The organism is Bradyrhizobium sp. JYMT SZCCT0180, from assembly GCF_018130165.1.
In the GTDB taxonomy this organism is placed as follows: Bacteria; Pseudomonadota; Alphaproteobacteria; order Rhizobiales; family Xanthobacteraceae; genus Bradyrhizobium.
The window spans coordinates 22184-41379 of sequence record NZ_JAFCLZ010000004.1; the positions used below are offsets into that span (position 1 = coordinate 22184).

A 19196-nucleotide genomic window follows, 5' to 3' on the forward strand; every position below is an offset into this window, starting at 1 on the left:
GAAACAGCCGGCTCCAGCGGCGCCTTAGAAAGTGTTTCACGTGAAACAGGTTGACCATGAAATGAATGAAATACTAGCAATAAGAAATATTACTTTCCTACACAGAATTCCCGGAAGATCACGTCGAGGATGTCCTCGACATCGACGCGCCCCAGCAGCCGCCCAAGGGAATGCGCGGCGACGCGTAGCTCCTCGGCCGCCAGTTCCTCGCCCTCCCCGACCACAGCAATGCTGCGCTGCAATGAAAGCGCCGCCTGTTCCAGCAACTGACGCTGTCGGGTCCGGCTGATCAATCCGCCCTCGCTGGCCCCAAAATAATCCTGCGCGAACTGGACCAGGGCCGCGATCAGCTCGGGAAGCCCATCCCCGCCCCTGGCCGAAATCGCAAACTCGCCCCGGTCCGAAACCTCGGCCAATGGCCGACTGGCCGGATCCAGGTCGATCTTGTTGCGCACGCGCCAGACCGGCGCGGTGCCGGCGTGATCGATTCTCGCGTCCGCCCGGTCGGCAAGCCACAGCACCAGATCGGCCTCCGCGGCACGAGCCCGCGCGCGACGCACACCCTCCTGCTCCACCGGATCGTCGGTCTCGCGAATGCCGGCGGTGTCGATGACGGTCACCGGATAACCGTCGAGATCGAGCTGCACCTCGATGACGTCGCGCGTGGTGCCGGCGTGCGGCGATACGATTGCCACCTCGCGCCGCACCAGCTGATTCATCAAGGTCGACTTGCCGACATTCGGGGGACCCGCGATCGCCACCACGAGACCATCGCGCAGCCGTTCACTTTGGCCCTGTGCCGCAAGGACTTCTTCGATCTCGCCCAGTAGCGCCTTGATCTTCACCAGCGCCGGCGCGATCAATTCCGCAGGCACATCGCCCTCATCCGAAAAATCGATGCCGGCTTCGATCAGCGCTGACGCCTCGATGATGCGCCCGCGCCAGTCGCGCGCCCTGTCGCCGAGCAATCCCTTGAGCTGACGTAGCGCCTGGCGCCGTTGCCGGTCGGTGTCGGCGTGAATGAGATCGTCGAGACCCTCGGCCTCGGTCAGATCGAGCTTGCCGTTCTCGAACGCCCGGCGGGTGAATTCCCCAGGCTCCGCAGCGCGCATGTTTTCATGGGCAGCCAGCGCCCCAAAGATCGAGGCCAGCACGGCCCGTCCGCCATGGACGTGGAACTCGGCGACGTCCTCGCCGGTGGCGCTCGCCGGTCCCGGGAACCAGAGCACCACCGAATCGTCCAATGGCTGACCGCTGACGTCGCGGAGCAGCATCCGGGTCGCCGTCCGCGCCGGCGGGATTGTGCCCCCCAGCGCCGTTAACGCCGGACCCGCTCCCGGCCCCGACACCCGCACAATGGCGATCGCGCTCGGCGCACGGCCCGACGACAGCGCAAAAATGGTCTGATCCCGCGGATGCATCGCCTATTTGTGCAGGAGTGCTTGAAAAGGCAACGCAATTTGAGTTTGGGAGCTCCGCCAAGCAGACAGCGAAATCCGCCGTACCAGCTCCGTTTGCTGCAGCAATGGCGCAGCAAATTTGCCGCTAAAACCCGTGACCTAGTTGGGTTTCGCAGCTCACAATCACTAAACCCAATAATATCAAATACTTATCTGAACCTCACGGATCAACGCGCGCGTGGAGCCGTGCTGCACCTTTGCTGCAGCGATTGCTGCAACATACAGGGCAACGAAAAGGGCGCCCCATCTGCACAAGGCGCCCTTCCCTAACCTCGCCTGACGGATCAGGTGTTCATCGAATCGAAGAATTCCGAGTTGTTCTTGGTGTTGCGGAGCTTGTCGAGCAGGAAGTCGATCGCGTCCATGGTGCCCATCGGATTGAGGATCCGGCGCAGCACGTACATTTTCTTGAGCAGCTGCGGATCGGTGATGAGCTCTTCCTTGCGGGTGCCGGAGCGCGAGATGTCGATCGCCGGGAAGGTCCGCTTATCGGAAACCTTGCGATCCAGGATCAGTTCGGAGTTACCGGTGCCCTTGAACTCTTCGAAGATAACTTCGTCCATTCGGCTGCCGGTATCGACCAGCGCGGTCGCGATGATGGTGAGCGAACCGCCCTCCTCGATGTTACGGGCGGCACCGAAGAAGCGCTTCGGCCGCTGCAGCGCATTGGCGTCGACACCGCCGGTCAGCACCTTGCCGGATGACGGCACCACGGTGTTGTAGGCGCGGCCCAGACGCGTGATCGAGTCGAGCAGGATCACGACGTCGCGGCCGTGTTCGACCAGCCGTTTTGCTTTTTCGATCACCATCTCGGCGACCTGGACGTGACGCACGGCGGGCTCGTCGAAGGTCGACGAGACGACCTCGCCCTTCACCGAACGCTGCATGTCCGTGACTTCTTCCGGACGTTCGTCGATCAGAAGCACGATCAGGTAGCATTCAGGATGATTTGCGGTGATCGAGTGCGCGATGTTCTGCATCAGCACGGTTTTACCGGTGCGCGGCGGCGCCACGATCAGGGCGCGCTGGCCTTTGCCGATCGGGGCAACGATGTCGATAACCCTTGCAGAAAGGTCTTTTCGCGTCGGATCCTCGAGTTCGAGGCGGAAGCGCTGGTCCGGAAACAGCGGCGTCAGATTGTCGAAATTGACCTTGTGCTTGGACTTTTCCGGGTCTTCGAAATTGAGCGTGTTGACCTTGAGCAGCGCGAAGTAGCGTTCGCCTTCTTTCGGGCTGCGGATGTGGCCTTCGATGGTGTCGCCGGTGCGAAGGCCGAAGCGGCGGATCTGCGAGGGCGAGACGTAGATATCGTCCGGGCCGGGCAGGTAATTGGCGTCCGGCGAGCGCAGGAAGCCGAAGCCGTCGGAGAGAACCTCAACGACACCCTCGCCGATAATGTCGGTCTCCTGGATCGCAAGCTGTTTGAGGATAGCGAACATCAGCTCCTGCTTGCGCATGGTGCTGGCATTTTCGACCCCGTTCTCTTCCGCGAACGAGACGAGCTCGGCCGGCGTTTTTGCTTTGAGGTCTTGGAGTTTCATTTCCCGCATTGGGGTGGTCCTGTGGAGAATAACTAGAGGAGGGGTGCTAGGCTTTTAGGAAAAGCGGACACGAAAAACGGAAGGTCCGCAGGTCTAAGCGAGGAAAGTGCCGGTGAGGCTTCAAACCTGATGCGGTGGCCGGCTCAACGAGGAGACCGGGACACAACCACATCCGCCTGCGTGGGGTGGGATCTGGCTAATATAGAAAATCGCCCGGCGCTCCGCAAGCAGGCCTGAAGTACTCCTCGCGCCTAAAAGGCCGCCTAGAACGGCTTGACCACGACCAGAATTACGATCCCGATCATCAGAACAGTCGGTACCTCATTGATAATACGATAGAATTTATGATCACGCGTATTCCTGTCGGCGGCAAAATCCTTCACCCAGCGCGAAAAAAAGCCGTGGACGCCGGACAGCACGATTACCAGCGCGAATTTGGCGTGAAACCAGCCGGACATGTACCAATGTCCGCTCCAGGCCAGATACAGCCCGGCCAGCCAGGTGATCATCATCGCCGGGTTGATGATCGCTTTCAGCAGCCTCCGTTCCATCACCTTGAAGGTCTCGGATTGCTTCGATCCGACCTCGGCCTCGCAATGATAGACGAACAGCCGCGGCAGATAGAGCATGCCGGCCATCCAGGAGATGACCGCAATCACATGCAGTGCCTTGATCCACGGGTACGCCGTGATCGTGATCCATTCGTACATCGCGCGTCGCCTCGTCCTCATCGCCGCTTGGAACGTTCAGACGCTCTCAGCATTGCCTGAAAAGCTTCCGCCAGCGTGGGACGGAGACATATCCTCATGCACCGCTTCTCTAAACTAATATTTTTAGAATCTTAGGTTTGAGTCTAAGTAGCGGTGAATTGGACTCACAACAAACCGTCCCGCAGTTCTCCCGGCTTGTTCACATCCATCACCATTTCTGCAAGAGAATTGGATTGTTCGAATAACACCCCTTGCATCAAATGCTTGCGCCGATTTATCGGCAGCTTATGCAGAGACAAATCCACATATTCTCACTATCGTTCGGATCAGGGATCTGACTTATCCTTTTGGGAGCCCTGTGTAGAAAAAGCCGGGTTATCCCCGAGAGGGCGATCCAGGGCCAAATCTCTGGGCTAAGGTCCACAAGGATTCACAGGATACACAGGGGTTTTGGTGCCCACGACCGGCAATTATTTTCACCTTCATCTGGTCTCCGATTCGACCGGTGAGACGCTGATCACCGTGGCGCGCGCGGTGGCCGCGCAGTACGCCAACGTCAGCGCGGTCGAACATGTCTATCCCTTGGTGCGCAGCCAGAAGCAGCTCGACCGTGTGCTCGATGAGATCGAGGAAGCGCCGGGCATCGTGCTTTTCACGCTGCTGGAAAAGGATCTGGTTGGCCGGCTCGAGACCAAGTGCAAGGACATCAACATCCCGAGCCTGTCGATCATCGGGCCGGTGATGCAATTGTTCGAAGCCTATCTCGGTGCGGCCACGACGGGACGCGTCGGCGCCCAGCACGTGCTCAATGCCGAATATTTCAAGCGCATCGACGCGCTGAATTACACGATGATCCATGACGACGGGCAGCATGTGGAAGGCCTCGAAGACGCTGACATCGTGTTGGTCGGCGTATCCCGTACGTCAAAGACGCCAACCTCGATCTATCTTGCCAACCGCGGCATCCGCACCGCGAATGTCCCGCTGGTGCCCGGTATTCCGGCGCCGCATCAGTTGGAGACGCTGAAGAAGCCGCTGGTGGTCAGCCTCCACGCGACGCCGGAGCGCCTGATTCAGGTTCGGCAAAACCGGCTCCTGAGCATGGGCGCCGATTCCGGCAATGACGATTATATCGATCGCCAATCCGTCACCGATGAAGTGGCGTATGCGCGGCGGCTCAGTGCCAAGTTCGGCTGGGCGCAGCTCGACGTGACGCGGCGGTCGATCGAGGAAACCGCGGCCGCGATCCTGAAACTTTTCACCGACCGGCAGCGGCAACGGCTTCCGGAATGAAACCAGAGCGTTTTCCAGCGAAGTGGACCCCGGTTCGCGTCAAGAAAACGCGTCAAAACAACAATCGTCGGCTATGAGCATCTGGCTTGGAAAAGACCCGCTGGTACTGGCTTCGCAGAGTCGCGCGCGGCAGATGCTGCTGGCCAACGCCGGCATCTCCTTCGAAGCTGTTCCGGCCGATATCGACGAGCGCGCCGTGCAAAAGAATTCCGGGCTTGTCGCACCCGGCGAGATCGCAAAATTGCTGGCGCGGGAAAAGGCGCTGTGGGTCTCGCGGCAAAAACCCGGCCGCTACGTCGTCGGTGCCGACCAGACGCTCGCACTCGGAGACCGGTTGTTCAGCAAGCCCGCCGGGCGCGCCGCAGCAGCGGAGCAATTGGGTTTGCTCGCCGGCAAGCGCCACGAATTGCATTCGGCATTTGCCGTTGCCCGCGACGGCAAGATACTGTCCGGAGATATTAGCGTTGCACACATGACCATGCGATCTCTCAACAAGGACGAAATCGAGGCCTATCTGGACCAGGCGGGAGAGGCGGTAACGACCAGCGTCGGCGCCTATCAGCTGGAAGGCCTCGGCGTGCATCTGTTCGGGCGTATCGAAGGCGATCACTTTACTATCCTCGGCCTGCCGCTGCTGCCGCTGCTCGCATTTTTGCGCAGCGAACGGCTGCTTGGTGTCTGAGCCTCAAACAACGGCAATCTGAATGCTGATCCTTGGACTGACCGGCTCGATCGGAATGGGAAAATCCACCACCGCAAAATTGTTCGCGGAGGCAGGGGTTCCCGTGTACGACGCCGATGCGGAGGTGCACAAAATCTATGAGGGTGAGGCGGCGCCGGCGATCGAAGCGGCGTTTCCGGGCACCACCGTGGATGGCAAGGTCGATCGCGCGCTGCTCTCCGTCCAGGTGGTGCACGATCCCGACGCCATGAAGCAGCTCGAGCAGATCGTCCATCCGATGCTCGGCGCCTCGCGAAAGAAATTCTTCGAGGATGCGGAAGCGGCGGGCAAGCCGGTGGTGCTGTTGGATATCCCGCTGCTGTATGAGACCGGCGGCGAGAAGCGCGTGGATGCGGTCGTGGTGGTGACGACGACGCCCGAAATCCAGCGCGAACGCGTGCTGGCGCGCGGCACGATGGACGAAGCGAGGTTCGACGCCATTGTGGCGCGGCAGCTACCTGATGCGGAAAAGCGCAAGCGCGCCGATTTCGTGGTGGATACTTCGCATGGTCTCGACCCCGTCCGGGCCCGTATCAGGGACATTCTGGCCGAGGTTGTTAAGATGCCGCAGCGGCGGACGTGATTCGCTGACTTTCCGGCCCGGTCTTTTTGTTTGACGCGTTTTCCTTACGCGAACCGGTACCCACTTCGCTCGAAAACGCTTTAGAGAAAACCCATGCGTGAAATCGTTCTCGATACTGAAACCACCGGCCTTGATCCGCTGCGCGGCGACCGCCTGGTCGAAATCGGCTGCATCGAGATCTACAACCGCATGCCGACCGGACAGACGTTTCACGTCTACATCAATCCTGAGCGCGACATGCCGGCCGAAGCGTTTGCCGTGCACGGACTTTCCGCTGAGTTTCTATCCACCAAGCCGCTGTTCACGGAAGTGGTCGAGGAGTTCCTGGAATTCATCGGCGATGCGCCGCTGGTGATCCACAACGCATCGTTCGACATCAGCTTCATCAATGCCGAACTCGACCGCATCAAACGGCCGGCGATCGCACGCGATCGGCTGGTCGATACCTTGCTGCTGGCGCGCCGCAAGCATCCGGGCGTCTCGAACAGGCTCGATGATCTTTGCTCGCGCTATTCGATCGACAATTCCCGCCGCACCAAGCACGGCGCGCTGCTTGATTCCGAATTGCTGGCCGAGGTCTATATCGACCTGATCGGCGCACGGCAGTCGCAGCTGATCCTGGCCTCGGAGACCCGCGAGTCGCGGGCGGAGCGGACCGGCGACATGCCGCGCCGGCAGCGCGAGACTCCGCTCGCACCCCGAATCACGGATGCCGACCGCGAGGCGCACCGGGCCTTTGTCGCCACGCTGGGCGACAAAGCGATCTGGAACGAGTTTCTGGGAGCCGCTTGAAACGCTGCAGCGGCGTTTAGCCGCTGAGTGCCGGTTAGCTGGGCTTTGCGCCCGAAGCAGCCTGCTCTGCCGCCTGCCGCTCCATGTTCTGGCGGTAGAGGCCGACGAAATCGACGGGATCGAGCATCAGCGGGGGGAACCCGCCGTCACGTACCGCGGTGGCAATGATTTCGCGTGCGAACGGGAACAACAGCCGCGGGCATTCGATCATGACCAGCGGGTGCAGGTTTTCCTTCGGCACATTGACGATGCGGAACACGCCCGCATAGGCGAGGTCGAACGAAAACATGAGCTTGCCGGCATTTTCCGCCTTGCCCTCGATCGAAAGCGTCACTTCGAACTCGCTTTCGGAGAGATTATTGGCGCCGACATTGATCTGGATGTTGATGGCCGGCTGCTGCTGCTGAGGCGCCAGCGAACCCGGGGCGTTCGGATTCTCGAACGACAGGTCCTTGGTATACTGCGCCAATACGTTGAGCTGGGCGGGGGCCTGCTCTGCGGGCGCGCCGTTACCGTTGGTCATGAAACTCTCCTAAAAACGCTGGCGAGCGGAGCCCGGGTTACTGTCTGAATTCGCTCGGCGGGCGGAAATGCCTTGCCGGGCGAGTGGCTATCATAGCCCCGCCTTATTCCACAAGGACGACGGACTGAAGGCGGGTCCGGCCAACCGCCATTTGTGACAGATATGGCTAATAGCGCGCGGCCGGCCTCCCAGCGAGCCCCTTTGGGGTCATCCTAAATAATTGAATATGCGTGATTTCCGGAAATGATCGGATTTCCCCTCGCGGCCAAAACGCGCTACAATTCACCCGCGCCAAAACGCGCCATTGGCCGGGCAAAGTTTCGTGCCTACATGCTGCAGTCTCGATTGAAGATGTAATCTCTGCCGTTCCCGGGCTCTTGAGGGAACCCTCGACCGCCGGACCCGTTGCCGGCGTTAGAACCAGAAAGCGAATACGACGTGGATATTTACACTATCATCTTCCTGGCGCTGGCCGTCTTCATCTTCCTGCGCCTGCGCAGCGTCCTCGGACAGCGCACGGGGAGCGAACGGCCGCCCTATGATCGCGCCGCGCCGAACGTCGTGCAGCGTACGCAGGACAACAACGTCGTGCCGATGCCCGGTGCCGTGATCGATCAGACGCCTTTGGCGCCGACCGCGGACGTCGTGCCGGCGACCGACCGCTGGAAGGGCATTGCGGAAGCGGGCACGCCGCTGGCGCAAGGCCTCGACGCGCTTGTCGCGCAGGATTCCTCGTTCGATCCCCGTCACTTCCTCTCCGGCGCCCGCAGCGCCTACGAGATGATCGTGCTGGCGTTTGCCAATGGCGACCGCCGCGCGCTCAAGGATCTGTTGTCGAGCGAGGTCTATGAGAGTTTCGATACCGTGATCAAGGATCGCGAGAAGCACGAGCAGAAAACCGAAACGCGGTTTGTTTCGATCGACAAGGCCGAACTGGTGGGTGCGGAAGCCCGCGACAAGGCTGCGCAGCTGACGGTGCGGTTCGTGTCGCAGATGATCTCGGTCACCCGCGACAAGACCGGCGCCATTGTCGATGGAACGCCGGATAAGGTCGCCGATATCACCGATGTCTGGACATTTGCCCGCGACACGAGTTCCCGCGATCCGAACTGGAAGTTGGTTGGCACCGGAAGCGCCAGTTAGCGCGCACAGCCTTGTAAGGTCGCTTGCAAGGCCGGCGCTGGCTGCGATCGCTATCGCGTTGTCACTAGCTCCCCTGGACGCATCTGCCGCGCGTCGGGCGCGGTCGCATTCACATCCGCCGCCGCATCCGGTATCCGAGCGACACCTTCCTTATCCGCTGCTGGATTTGCCGTTCCAGATCACGAACACCCAATATGCGCCGGTCGCCTGGTCCGACGTTACCGGCTGGCACGAAGACGATCACCTCGCCGCCTACAAGACCTTTCGCGACAGCTGCAAGCCGATAGCAGCGCAAACCAAACCACCATCCGAACCGAAAGCGATCGGTACGTCGCTGCGCGATCCATGCCGCGTCGCCAGGAGCCTCGAGCTAACCGACGGCGCCAGGGCGACAGCGTTTTTCGAGGAGCATTTTCTGCCCCTGCGGATATCGCGGCTCGGCGAGCCCGAGGGCTTTGTCACCGGCTATTACGAGCCCATCGTCGATGGCTCGCGGACGGAGAACGAGGTCTACAAGGTGCCGGTCTATCGCCGGCCGTCCAACCTGTTCGTTCGCGGCGTCACCCAGAGCTCGGTGGGCTTGCCCAACGGCGGCAAGGTGTTTCGCAAGATTGGCCGCCGCAAGCTGGTGCCCTATTACGATCGCGCCGAGATCGAGGACGGTGCGATCGAGGGCCGTGGCCTCGAAATCTGCTTTCTGAAGGACCAGACCGATCTGCTGTTCTCGCAGATCCAGGGTTCGGCGCGGGTCAGCCTCGATGATGGCTCGACGGTTCGCATCAATTACGATGCGCACAATGGTTATCCCTATACGCCGGTCGGCCGCATCCTGATCGAACGCAACATCATTCCCAGGGATCAGATGTCGATGCAGAAGATCCGGGAGTGGATGACGGCGAACCCCGACGGCGCCAACGAGTTGCGACGCCAGAACCGTTCCTACGTGTTCTTCCGCGAGGTTAACCTCTCCGACAAGGACGAAGCGGTTGGCGCCCAGGGTGTGCCGCTGACGCCGGGCCGCTCGATCGCGGTTGACAAGGCGCTGCATGTCTATGGCACGCCGTTCTTCATCGAGGGCGAGTTGCCGATTGATACCGACACGTCCAGGACGCCGTTTCGGCGGCTGATGATCGCGCAGGACACCGGGTCTGCGATCGTCGGGCCCGCCCGCGCCGATCTCTATCTCGGCGCCGGAGCCGATGCCGGCAAGGTAGCAGGCCGCTTCCGCCACCCCATGCGTTTTGTCATGCTGTTGCCGAAGAGCCTCGATCCCTCCGCGCTGGGCCGCAAGCTGCCAGTGCCGGACGAACGGCCGTCGGAAAAAATCGCAAAGCTGTTTCCGCAGGTTGATCCACTGAAGGATCCGAAGAACGCCGCTCCCGCTACTCCCGCTGCAACACCGCCCGCGACCGCACCCACATCCGCCGCGCAGGCTGCCGTCGTAAAACCGGTGCCGCTGCCGGCGGCCCGGCCCGGTGTCAAACCGGCTTCCGAACCGGTCCGCCACCGCCACATCCGCCGCTTCCGCCACCACCGTCAATGAAACGCCGGACGTCGAGCTCGATCCCCGAAATACCAATGCCGCCGCGGCGCAAGCGCGGCCTCAGCGAGGAAGATCGCGCGCTGTGGGAAAGCGTGGCCAAGCAGGTCAAGCCGCTGCGCAAGCGGCACCGCACCGTGAAGCCGCCGGCAGCCGCGCCGGAGGCGGAAGCCAGTGTCGCTGCCAGGCCTGTTGCATCACCGAAGGCGATGCCTTCGCCACGAATCATTGCTCCGTCACGGCCGGAGCCGCCACCGCTGGCGCCGATCGGACGCCGTGAACGCTCACAGCTTTCGCGTGGCCGGAAAGATATCGACGCCCGGCTCGATCTGCACGGCATGACGCAGATCCGCGCGCACCGCGTGCTGCTGACCTTCCTGCAGCGGGCGCACAGCGATGGCCTCACCTTCGTGCTCGTCATCACCGGTAAGGGCAAAGTGGGCGGCTCAGAGGCCGAGCGCGGCGTGTTGCGCCGTCAGGTGCCGCAATGGCTCAGCCTGCCGGAATTCCGCTCGCTGGTGGTCGGATTCGAGGAAGCTCATATCGGCCACGGCGGCGAGGGCGCGCTGTACGTGCGGGTGCGCAGAATCCGTTAGAACGGCCGTACGATTCCGACGCGCGGGATCAGCGTGACGACCCAGCCGAAGATCGTGGTTTTTCGATCGTTCGTTGATATCAACGCCACCTCGCGCGACGCGGGCAGGGCTTTGACCGCATGCAGGAGCAGGAACAGGCATACCGCCCAGTTCGAAATCCAGCGCGAATAATCGAACACCATCGCAAACATCACGAGATAGCCGAGCGTGATGATTGTGATCGCCGCGATGACGATGCGGCGGTGGACGTTGGCCGAGAGGGCCGTGATTGAATTCGAAAAATATCGCCACAGCGGCGTGTGCAACCAGATCAACAGCGCGAAGATCGGAAAGCCGAGCAGATTATGCGGCAGGCGCGCCCAGGTGTCGGCAACCTCCTTCGCCAGCGGCTGGTACCAAATATAGGCAAAGCTCAGCAGATTGGTGCGGATGGGGTCGGTCATGCGGCTCTGTAGGTAGCTGACGAAGTCAGCCTCGGGCACTGCCATCGTCCCGAGAAATTGTGCGGTGACGAACAGCAAACCGGTCGCCGCAAGCGCGGCGATGCCAGTGACGATTTCCAATCGATCCGCCCCCCGCGCCAGGTAATAACGCAGCACCACGATAGCCGCGATAGTCGGCACATACATCAAGAGATGAATGTGGTGGATCAGCACGAGGATCATCGAGAACAGCGTGGCGAGCAGCACATAGAACAGCGAGCGCGCCGGAATCAGCAACAGGACGATTGCGAACAGGCATCCATAGATATCGAAATGCCCGAGCGTGTGCATGAAATTCTTCAGGAAGAACGGCGAACCGGCCATGAACACGAACAGCGGCAGATGCGCGTCGTCGAAACCGAATGTCCTTTTGAACAGTCGCACGAACAGGGCCGCCGTGATGAGCCAGACGGCACCGCCGAGCGCGAACACCAGCCACACCGGCACTTTCGCGGTGAACAGCGCCACGATGGCGCCGATCAGCGCGCGCTTGGTAAAGCCGAAATGATAGTCGACGAGAAGATGGATATAGGGGACGTAAGGGGGCAGCGCGATCTTGTGCAGGAATACCCCGACGAACACGGCGACATTGACGGCCAGCATCAAGCGCCAGGGGTTTTCCCGGAAACGCAAATTCATCGTCATCGTCGTCCCGGCCAAGTGAAGCGCGAGCCGGGACCCATACGCCGCGGCCGCGATTGTCTAGCACAACGGCCGATGGCTTGTTTCAACAATAGAAGACCGGGGTTATGGGTCCCTGCGTGCGCAGGGACGACGGCTACTACAAAATAAACCGGCTCAAATCCGCGTTCTTGGCGAGATCGCCGACATGCTTCTGCACGTAGTCGGCATCGACCTTGATGGTCTCGCCGTGGCGGTCCGGGGCGGCAAAGGAAATCTCGTCGAGCACGCGCTCCATCACCGTCTGCAAGCGCCGCGCGCCGATATTTTCCACGGTGGAGTTGACGGCGACCGCGACGTCCGCCAGCGCGTCGATGGCGCCGTCGGTGATGTCGAGCGTGACGCCTTCGGTCTGCATCAGCGCGATATATTGCTTGATCAGCGACGCCTCCGGCTCGGTCAGGATGCGGCGCATGTCGTCGCGGGTCAGCGCTTCCAGCTCGACGCGGATCGGCAACCGGCCCTGCAACTCGGGCAACAGGTCCGACGGTTTCGCGATGTGGAACGCGCCGGACGCGATGAACAGGATATGGTCGGTTTTGACGGCGCCATGCTTGGTCGAGACGGTGGTGCCTTCGATCAACGGCAACAGGTCACGCTGCACGCCTTCGCGCGAGACATCGCCGCCGGTGCGGCCGTCGCGCACACAGATCTTGTCGATCTCGTCGAGGAACACGATGCCGTTGTTTTCGACCGCGTTGATCGCTTCCAGCACCAGCTGATCGCTGTCCAGGAGCTTGTCGGATTCCTCGTTGACCAGCGTCTCGTGTGAATTCTCAACCGTCAGGCGGCGGGTCTTGGTCCGGCCGCCCATCTTGCCGAAGATATCGCCAATCGAAATCGCACCCAGCTGGGCGCCGGGCATGCCGGGGATTTCGAACATCGGCATGCCGCCCGATGACGAGGTCTCGATTTCGATTTCCTTGTCGTTCAGCTCGCCGGCGCGCAGTTTCTTGCGGAAGGAATCGCGGGTGGCGGGACTCGAAGCCGGCCCGACCAGTGCGTCGAGCACGCGCTCCTCGGCCGCGAGCTGGGCGCGGGCCTGCACGTCTTTGCGTTTGCGCTCGCGGGTCTGGGAGATCGCGACTTCGACGAGATCGCGGATGATCTGCTCGACGTCGCGGCCGACGTAACCGACCTCGGTAAACTTTGTGGCCTCGACCTTGATGAAGGGGGCACCGGCCAATTTCGCCAGCCGTCGCGCGATCTCGGTCTTGCCGACGCCGGTCGGCCCGATCATCAGGATGTTCTTCGGCAGCACCTCCTCGCGCAGACTGCCGGTGAGCTGCAGCCGCCGCCAGCGGTTGCGCAGCGCAATTGAGACGGCGCGCTTGGCATCGGCCTGGCCGACGATGAAGCGGTCGAGTTCGGAGACGATTTCACGGGGAGAAAAGTTGGTCATCGGCTTTAGCTAGGGTGAAATCTCGTTCTCGGCAAGGCGAACAAACCGCCTAGATTATCGGCGGCCCGGCCTGCCATTGCTTGATCGCCTCGAAAGGGTAGAGCAGCATGATGATGTTCAGCGCCAGATTGTCGCGAATGTGCAGCGCCAACACGATTTCGAACGCCAGCGCCAGCGCCACAGTGGCCGCGACCGGCAGCTTCCTGGCCAACAGGAAACCGCCGATCATGGCGAAATTGTCGGAAATTGAATTGACGATGGTGTCGCCGAAATAGTCCAGCGAGATGGTGCCGGTCCGATAGCGATCGATGATCCAACTCGAATTCTCGACCAGCTCCCAAGCACCCTCGACCAGCATCGCAAGTATCAGACGTGCGGGCCAGGCGAGACGTGGAAACAGAAGATGGGCCGCGCCATAAAACAGGAAGCCGTGCAGGATATGCGACAGCGTGTACCAGTCGGCGATGTGCTGCGAATTCTCCGAGCTCTGCACGACGCCGTGCCAGAGTTTGACGTAGCCGCAGGCGCAGATCGGCAGGCGGCCCATCGCATAGAGGATCAAGGCCTGCAGCACCAGGATGCCGGCGGCCATCAACAGCCAGTGCCAGGCCGTAACACTGCTGGCGAGGGGAGGCCGTGCCGCGGCGCTGCCTGTGGTCATGGGTTGCGGACCATCAGCAGCGCGGGACCATCTGGTGTATCGACCATATGGGCTCTTTCGAATCCGGCCTTCGCATAGGCGCGCACGGCGCGGTGGTTGGCGGGGTCGGGATCGGTGACCATGCGCGGCGCGCCGTGCGCCAGCCGCGCGTCGACGAAGGCTCGAATCAGTGCCGAGCCATGGCCGCGTTCGATCATGCCGGGTTCACCAATAAAGAGATCGATGCCACGGGTGCCCTTGGGGTGAGTGCCGAAGCCGGAATTCCAGGCGGTAAGATCATAACACTGGATGTAGCCGAAATCGGCGCCGTTTGTCGAAACGACAAATTGATCCATGGCCGGCTCGTCGAGATCGCCGCTGACCAGCGCATATTGCTCGTCCGGATCGCCCCACCATTCCCGGACATGGGGATGCGCGAGCCATTGCCGGATCACCGGCAGGTCCGCTGAGGTCATGGGGCGAAAGACGTAAGCCGCCATCGATCAGCCGCCCAGTGCCTCGATGGTCACGTTGCGGTTGGTGTAGACGCAGATATCGGCGGCGATATCCAGCCCGCGGCGAACGATGGCCTCGGCATCCTTGTCGGTGTCAATCAGCGCACGGGCGGCGGCCAGCGCATAATTGCCGCCGGAGCCGATCGCCATCACGCCGGCCTCCGGCTCCAGCACGTCGCCGGTACCGGTCAGAACCAATGAGACATCCTTGTCGGCGACGATCATCATCGCTTCCAGGCGGCGCAGATAGCGGTCGGTGCGCCAGTCCTTGGCAAGTTCGACCGCGGCGCGGGTCAATTGACCCGGATACTGCTCCAGCTTGCTCTCCAGCCGCTCGAACAGGGTGAAAGCGTCAGCGGTGGCGCCGGCAAAGCCGCCGATGACGTCGCCCTTGCCGAGTTTGCGAACCTTTTTGGCGTTGGATTTGATCACGGTCTGGCCGATCGAGACCTGGCCGTCGCCGCCGATCACCACTCTGCCGCCCTTGCGGACCGTTAAAATGGTGGTGCCGTGCCAGACCGACGGCTCGTTGGGGGATGCTTGCATGGAATACCTCGTGTCCGACCAGATTTAGGGGCTCGAGCGCACCGTTACAATCGGCCGGATTTGGTCACTATACGGGGAAGTTGAGCCTTTTAAGCATGATCCCGCAGTGGCGAAGGCGACTTTGGCCTGTTAAAAGGGCCGCGTTTTCGGCCGGGAAGAGGCAAAGGAAAGCACATTTCATGCGCACAGCGACCATCAAGCGCAAGACCAAGGAGACCGACATCGAGGTGGCGGTAAATCTCGACGGCACCGGCGTGTCCAAGGTTTCGACCGGTATCGGCTTCTTCGACCATATGCTCGACCTCCTGGCCCGGCATTCGCGCATCGACATCACGGTCAAGGCGGATGGCGATCTCCATGTTGACCATCACCACACCACCGAGGACGTCGGCATCGCGCTGGGGCAGGCCGTGAAGCAGGCGCTCGGCACCATGGCCGGGATTACCCGCTATGCCTCGATCCACATGCCGATGGACGAGACGCTGACGCGCGTCGTGATCGACATTTCGGGCCGGCCGGTGCTGGTGTTCAAGGTGGATTTTCCGCGCGACAAGATCGGCGAATTCGACACCGAGCTGGTTCGCGAATGGTTCAATGCGTTCACGACCAACGCTGGCGTGACTTTGCACGTCGAAACCCTATATGGCGAGAACAGCCATCATATCGCCGAATCCTGCTTCAAGGGTTTGGCCCGGGCGCTTCGGACGGCGGTTGCCATCGATCCAAAAACCGCGGGCGAAGTGCCATCCACCAAGGGTCAGCTCGGCGGCTGATTTTGGACCATGATCTGGACCCGAGGGCCCCGCTGGCGAAAAGTGGGAACCGGTTCTCCCGAAACGGTCCATGCTTGAACTAAAAGGCTGATCGGACTGACCAATCAGCTCGATCTGGTTCGCGGCGGAGAGTGACGATGCCGGTCTATACAGTGCATGCCCCGGTCAATGGCGGCGCCGATCTGGCGACGACCGACAGGTTTATGTTCGTCCGCGACGGCTTCCATTTCTGGGCCGCGGTGGCGAGCGTGCCGTGGCTGGTCTGGCATCGTATGTGGCTGGCGCTGATCGGCTGGATCGCGCTGACAGTTGCGCTCGCATTCGGCCTGAGGGCGCTCGGCGCCAGCGGTGGTACGGTCCTGTTCGCCAATTTCCTGGTTGCGGTTCTGATGGGCTTTGAAGCGGCCAGCCTGCGCCGCTGGACGTTCTCGCGGCGCAAATGGCGGCAGCTCGATATCGTGGTAGCCGACAATGAAGAAGCCGCCGAGCAGCGCTTCTTCGATCGCTGGACTGCAAGGCAGCGCGGCCTCACCAACGACCAATGGGCGGTCGAGCGGGGCGGGCCGCCGCCGACCCGCAACGTTCCGGGACAACCATTCTCGAAGCCGCCGCCGATGCCGCAGGGCGGCATCATCGGGCTGTTTCCCGAGCCGGGAGGATCACGATGAGCGTTGCGATCATCGATTACGGCTCGGGCAATCTGCACTCGGCGGCCAAGGCGTTCGAGCGCGCCGCGCGGAGCATGGAGAATCCGCCGAAGATCATGGTGACGCGCGATCCCGAAGCGGTGTTTCGCGCCGATCGCATCGTGTTGCCCGGCGTCGGCGCCTTCGCCGATTGCCGCAGGGGCCTCGATGCCGTCGACGGCATGCTCGAGGCGATGACGGAAGCCGTCCGCTCCAAGGCGCGGCCGTTCTTCGGCATCTGCGTCGGCATGCAGCTGATGGCAACGCGCGGCAAGGAGCATGTCACCACCGACGGCTTCAACTGGATCGCAGGTGACGTCGAAAAGATCACGCCGCGCGAGGAGAATCTGAAAATTCCGCACATGGGCTGGAACACGCTCGACATGGTGCGCGAGCATCCGGTGCTGGAGCGCCTGCCGCTCGGGCCGAAGGGCCGCCACGCCTATTTCGTGCACTCCTATCACCTCAACGCCTCCAATGAAGCGGATGTACTGCTGCGCGCCGAATACGGCGGGCCGGTAACGGCGATGGTCGGCAAGGACACCGCGATCGGTACGCAATTCCACCCGGAAAAGAGCCAGCGTTTCGGACTGGGTCTGATCTCGAACTTTTTGAAATGGAAGCCGTGATCCTTTTCCCCGCTGTCGATCTGAAGAACGGCCAGTGCGTGCGCCTCGAACAGGGCGACATGGCGCGGGCGACCGTGTTCAACCTCGATCCCGCGGCGCAGGCGCGCGCCTTCGCCGAGCAGGGTTTTGAATATCTGCATGTCGTCGATCTCGACGGCGCCTTTGCCGGCAAGCCGATGAATGCGCTGGCGGTCGAAGGGATGCTCAAAGCGGTCACGATGCCGGTGCAGCTCGGCGGCGGCATTCGCGACCTCAAGACCATCGAGGCCTGGCTCGGCAAGGGCATTGCGCGGGTGATCATCGGCACCGCGGCGGTGCGCGACCCGGAACTGGTGAAGAGCGCCGCAAAAAAATTCCCCGGCCGCGTCGCGGTCGGTCTCGACGCCCGCGACGGCAAGGTCGCCGTCGAAGGCTGGGCCGAGACCTCGCAGGTGACCGTGCTCGAAATTGCGCAGCGGTTCGAGGACGCCGGCGTCGCCGCGATCATTTTTACGGACATCGCGCGCGATGGTCTGCTCAAGGGCCTCAACCTCGACGCGACGATTGCGCTGGCCGAGAGCATCTCCATTCCAGTCATCGCCTCCGGCGGCTTTGCTTCCATCGAGGACGTCAAGGCGCTGCTGGAGCCGCGCGCCAAAAAGCTGGCGGGTGCCATCGCCGGCCGCGCGCTCTATGACGGCCGGCTCGATCCTGCCGCGGCGCTGACGCTGATTCGCAACGCGCGCAGCGCGGCCTAGGGAGACCAAGATGTTCAAGGTCCGCGTGATCCCCTGCCTCGACGTCAAGGACGGCCGCGTGGTCAAGGGCGTCAACTTCGTCGATCTGCGCGACGCCGGCGATCCCGTCGAAGCGGCGATTGCGTATGACGCCGCCGGCGCCGACGAGCTCTGCTTCCTCGACATCACCGCGACCCACGAGAACCGCGGCACCATGCTCGACGTTGTCAGGCGGACGGCGGAGGCCTGCTTCATGCCGCTGACGGTCGGCGGCGGGGTGCGGACCATCGAGGACATCAAGACGCTGCTGCGATCCGGCGCCGACAAGGTTTCGATCAACAGCGCGGCGGTCTCCAACCGCGAATTCGTCAAGCAGGGCGCCGAAAAGTTCGGCGAGCAGTGCATCGTGGTCGCGATCGACGCCAAGCGGGTCAAGCGCGCCGGCGGTTCGGACCGCTGGGAGATTTTCACCCATGGCGGGCGCAATTCGACCGGGATCGACGCCATCGAATATGCCCAGGAAGTGGTCTCGCTCGGCGCCGGCGAAATCCTGCTGACCTCGATGGACCGGGACGGCACAAGACAGGGCTTCGACCTGCCGCTGACGCAGGCCATCGCCGACAGCGTTCCCGTACCGGTAATTGCGTCCGGCGGCGTCGGCAACCTCGACCACCTCGTGGACGGCATCCGCCAGGGCCACGCTACCGCGGTGCTGGCGGCCTCGATATTCCACTTCGGCGAATTTACCATTCGCCAAGCCAAGGAGCACATGGTGCGCGCCGGGCTGCCGATGCGGCTCGATCCCTGACGACTCCCCGTCACAAAAGTGCTAAGTCCGTGATCGGGATGGCGCGGGCCTTCAGCCGGCGCAATTGTTGAGTTCAGTTGATGCCACGTTTCACGATTCATGATCTGGCCGCCACCATCGATGCCCGGGCCGCATCGGGGGGAGAGGCGTCCTACACCCGCAAGTTGCTCGACAAGGGCGCGGAGCACTGCGCCAAGAAACTGGGCGAGGAAGCGGTCGAGACCGTGATCGCCGCGGTCGAGAACGATCGCGACCACCTGATCGCCGAAAGCGCCGATTTGCTGTTTCATTTGCTGGTGCTGCTCAAAGCGCGCGGCGTGACGCTGGAAGAAGTCGAGACCGCGCTCGGGCAACGTACCAACCAATCCGGGCTGGAAGAAAAAGCCGCGCGCAAGCGCGATTGAGCAAGAGGCGAC

At 62.1% G+C, this 19196-nt stretch carries 22 protein-coding genes; 13 read left to right on the forward strand and 9 right to left on the reverse strand.

Annotated elements, in window-relative coordinates; genetic code table 11:
• Positions 1–89: 89 nt before the first annotated feature.
• The 3 genes from mnmE to hemJ all read right to left on the reverse strand — a co-directional run bounded on the left by mnmE (position 90) and on the right by hemJ (position 3711).
• Positions 90–1421 carry a tRNA uridine-5-carboxymethylaminomethyl(34) synthesis GTPase MnmE gene (gene mnmE, locus JQ641_RS07010; RefSeq protein ID WP_211995293.1) on the reverse strand — a complete coding sequence of 444 codons (1332 nt, stop codon included), beginning with the start codon at positions 1419–1421 and terminating at the stop codon, positions 90–92.
• A 323-nt stretch (positions 1422–1744) separates the two neighbouring features.
• Positions 1745–3010: a transcription termination factor Rho gene (gene rho / locus JQ641_RS07015; protein ID WP_074821153.1), complete on the reverse strand. Its 1266-nt coding sequence runs from the start codon at positions 3008–3010 to the stop codon at positions 1745–1747.
• 254 nt (positions 3011–3264) lie between these two features.
• Positions 3265–3711, reverse strand: a complete 447-nt coding sequence (hemJ, locus tag JQ641_RS07020; protein WP_211995294.1) for a protoporphyrinogen oxidase HemJ — start codon at positions 3709–3711, stop codon at positions 3265–3267.
• Positions 3712–4164: 453 nt separating this feature from the next.
• On the opposite strand from hemJ, the gene JQ641_RS07025 reads away from it, so the two are divergent.
• The 4 genes from JQ641_RS07025 (at position 4165) to dnaQ (ending at position 7100) form a co-directional block, all read left to right on the forward strand.
• Positions 4165–5004, forward strand: a complete 840-nt coding sequence (locus JQ641_RS07025; RefSeq protein ID WP_192740653.1) for a pyruvate, water dikinase regulatory protein — start codon at positions 4165–4167, stop codon at positions 5002–5004.
• 73 nt (positions 5005–5077) lie between these two features.
• A complete protein-coding gene (locus JQ641_RS07030; protein WP_211995295.1) occupies positions 5078–5686 on the forward strand; it encodes a Maf family protein in 609 nt (202 codons plus the stop codon).
• A gap of 22 nt (positions 5687–5708) precedes the next feature.
• Positions 5709–6308 (forward strand): dephospho-CoA kinase, encoded by a 600-nt coding sequence (gene coaE / locus JQ641_RS07035; protein ID WP_211995296.1) that lies wholly within the window; start codon positions 5709–5711, stop codon positions 6306–6308.
• Between the two features lie 93 nt (positions 6309–6401).
• A complete protein-coding gene (dnaQ, locus tag JQ641_RS07040) occupies positions 6402–7100 on the forward strand; it encodes a DNA polymerase III subunit epsilon (protein ID WP_211995297.1) in 699 nt (232 codons plus the stop codon).
• Positions 7101–7134: 34 nt separating this feature from the next.
• Here dnaQ and secB read toward each other — a convergent pair whose 3' ends face one another.
• On the reverse strand, positions 7135–7623 hold the full coding sequence (gene secB / locus JQ641_RS07045) for a protein-export chaperone SecB (RefSeq protein ID WP_192740657.1): 489 nt from the start codon (positions 7621–7623) through the stop codon (positions 7135–7137).
• A gap of 438 nt (positions 7624–8061) precedes the next feature.
• On the opposite strand from secB, the gene JQ641_RS07050 reads away from it, so the two are divergent.
• From JQ641_RS07050 to JQ641_RS07060, 3 genes are read left to right on the forward strand one after another with little or no spacing between them, the layout of a single operon-like run.
• Complete coding sequence (locus tag JQ641_RS07050) at positions 8062–8766, forward strand: Tim44/TimA family putative adaptor protein (RefSeq protein ID WP_211995298.1); 705 nt, start codon at positions 8062–8064, stop codon at positions 8764–8766.
• Complete coding sequence (mltA, locus tag JQ641_RS07055; RefSeq protein ID WP_502754934.1) at positions 8744–10309, forward strand: murein transglycosylase A; 1566 nt, start codon at positions 8744–8746, stop codon at positions 10307–10309. Before JQ641_RS07050 ends, mltA begins: the two co-directional genes overlap by 23 nt.
• Positions 10306–10902, forward strand: a complete 597-nt coding sequence (locus JQ641_RS07060) for a Smr/MutS family protein (RefSeq protein WP_211995300.1) — start codon at positions 10306–10308, stop codon at positions 10900–10902. Before mltA ends, JQ641_RS07060 begins: the two co-directional genes overlap by 4 nt.
• Here the strand turns inward: JQ641_RS07060 and JQ641_RS07065 are convergent.
• From JQ641_RS07065 to hslV, 5 genes are all read right to left on the reverse strand, one after another.
• Positions 10899–12023 carry a hypothetical protein gene (locus JQ641_RS07065; protein WP_211995301.1) on the reverse strand — a complete coding sequence of 375 codons (1125 nt, stop codon included), beginning with the start codon at positions 12021–12023 and terminating at the stop codon, positions 10899–10901. The genes JQ641_RS07060 and JQ641_RS07065 overlap by 4 nt on opposite strands.
• Positions 12024–12165: 142 nt before the next feature.
• On the reverse strand, positions 12166–13467 hold the full coding sequence (gene hslU / locus JQ641_RS07070; protein ID WP_192736134.1) for an ATP-dependent protease ATPase subunit HslU: 1302 nt from the start codon (positions 13465–13467) through the stop codon (positions 12166–12168).
• Positions 13468–13516: 49 nt separating this feature from the next.
• The gene (locus JQ641_RS07075; protein WP_211995302.1) at positions 13517–14128 is read right to left on the reverse strand and encodes a DUF2585 domain-containing protein; all 612 of its coding nucleotides are present in this window, start codon (positions 14126–14128) and stop codon (positions 13517–13519) included.
• Entirely contained in the window at positions 14125–14607 is a 483-nt protein-coding gene (locus JQ641_RS07080; RefSeq protein WP_211995303.1) for a GNAT family N-acetyltransferase, read from the reverse strand. The genes JQ641_RS07075 and JQ641_RS07080 overlap by 4 nt, the downstream gene beginning before the upstream one ends.
• Positions 14608–14610: 3 nt before the next feature.
• Positions 14611–15168, reverse strand: a complete 558-nt coding sequence (hslV, locus tag JQ641_RS07085; protein ID WP_211995304.1) for an ATP-dependent protease subunit HslV — start codon at positions 15166–15168, stop codon at positions 14611–14613.
• Between the two features lie 179 nt (positions 15169–15347).
• Between hslV and hisB the strand changes: the two genes are divergently transcribed.
• The 6 genes from hisB to JQ641_RS07115 all read left to right on the forward strand — a co-directional run bounded on the left by hisB (position 15348) and on the right by JQ641_RS07115 (position 19184).
• On the forward strand, positions 15348–15941 hold the full coding sequence (hisB, locus tag JQ641_RS07090) for an imidazoleglycerol-phosphate dehydratase HisB (RefSeq protein ID WP_211995305.1): 594 nt from the start codon (positions 15348–15350) through the stop codon (positions 15939–15941).
• A gap of 137 nt (positions 15942–16078) precedes the next feature.
• Complete coding sequence (locus JQ641_RS07095) at positions 16079–16609, forward strand: DUF2628 domain-containing protein (protein WP_211995306.1); 531 nt, start codon at positions 16079–16081, stop codon at positions 16607–16609.
• Positions 16606–17256 carry an imidazole glycerol phosphate synthase subunit HisH gene (gene hisH / locus JQ641_RS07100; protein WP_192736140.1) on the forward strand — a complete coding sequence of 217 codons (651 nt, stop codon included), beginning with the start codon at positions 16606–16608 and terminating at the stop codon, positions 17254–17256. Before JQ641_RS07095 ends, hisH begins: the two co-directional genes overlap by 4 nt.
• Entirely contained in the window at positions 17253–17993 is a 741-nt protein-coding gene (gene hisA / locus JQ641_RS07105) for a 1-(5-phosphoribosyl)-5-[(5-phosphoribosylamino)methylideneamino]imidazole-4-carboxamide isomerase (protein WP_211995548.1), read from the forward strand. Before hisH ends, hisA begins: the two co-directional genes overlap by 4 nt.
• 10 nt (positions 17994–18003) lie before the next feature.
• Positions 18004–18780, forward strand: coding sequence for an imidazole glycerol phosphate synthase subunit HisF (hisF, locus tag JQ641_RS07110; RefSeq protein ID WP_192736142.1), 777 nt, complete (start codon positions 18004–18006; stop codon positions 18778–18780).
• An 80-nt stretch (positions 18781–18860) separates the two neighbouring features.
• Positions 18861–19184 (forward strand): phosphoribosyl-ATP diphosphatase, encoded by a 324-nt coding sequence (locus JQ641_RS07115; RefSeq protein WP_192736143.1) that lies wholly within the window; start codon positions 18861–18863, stop codon positions 19182–19184.
• Positions 19185–19196: the final 12 nt, after the last annotated feature.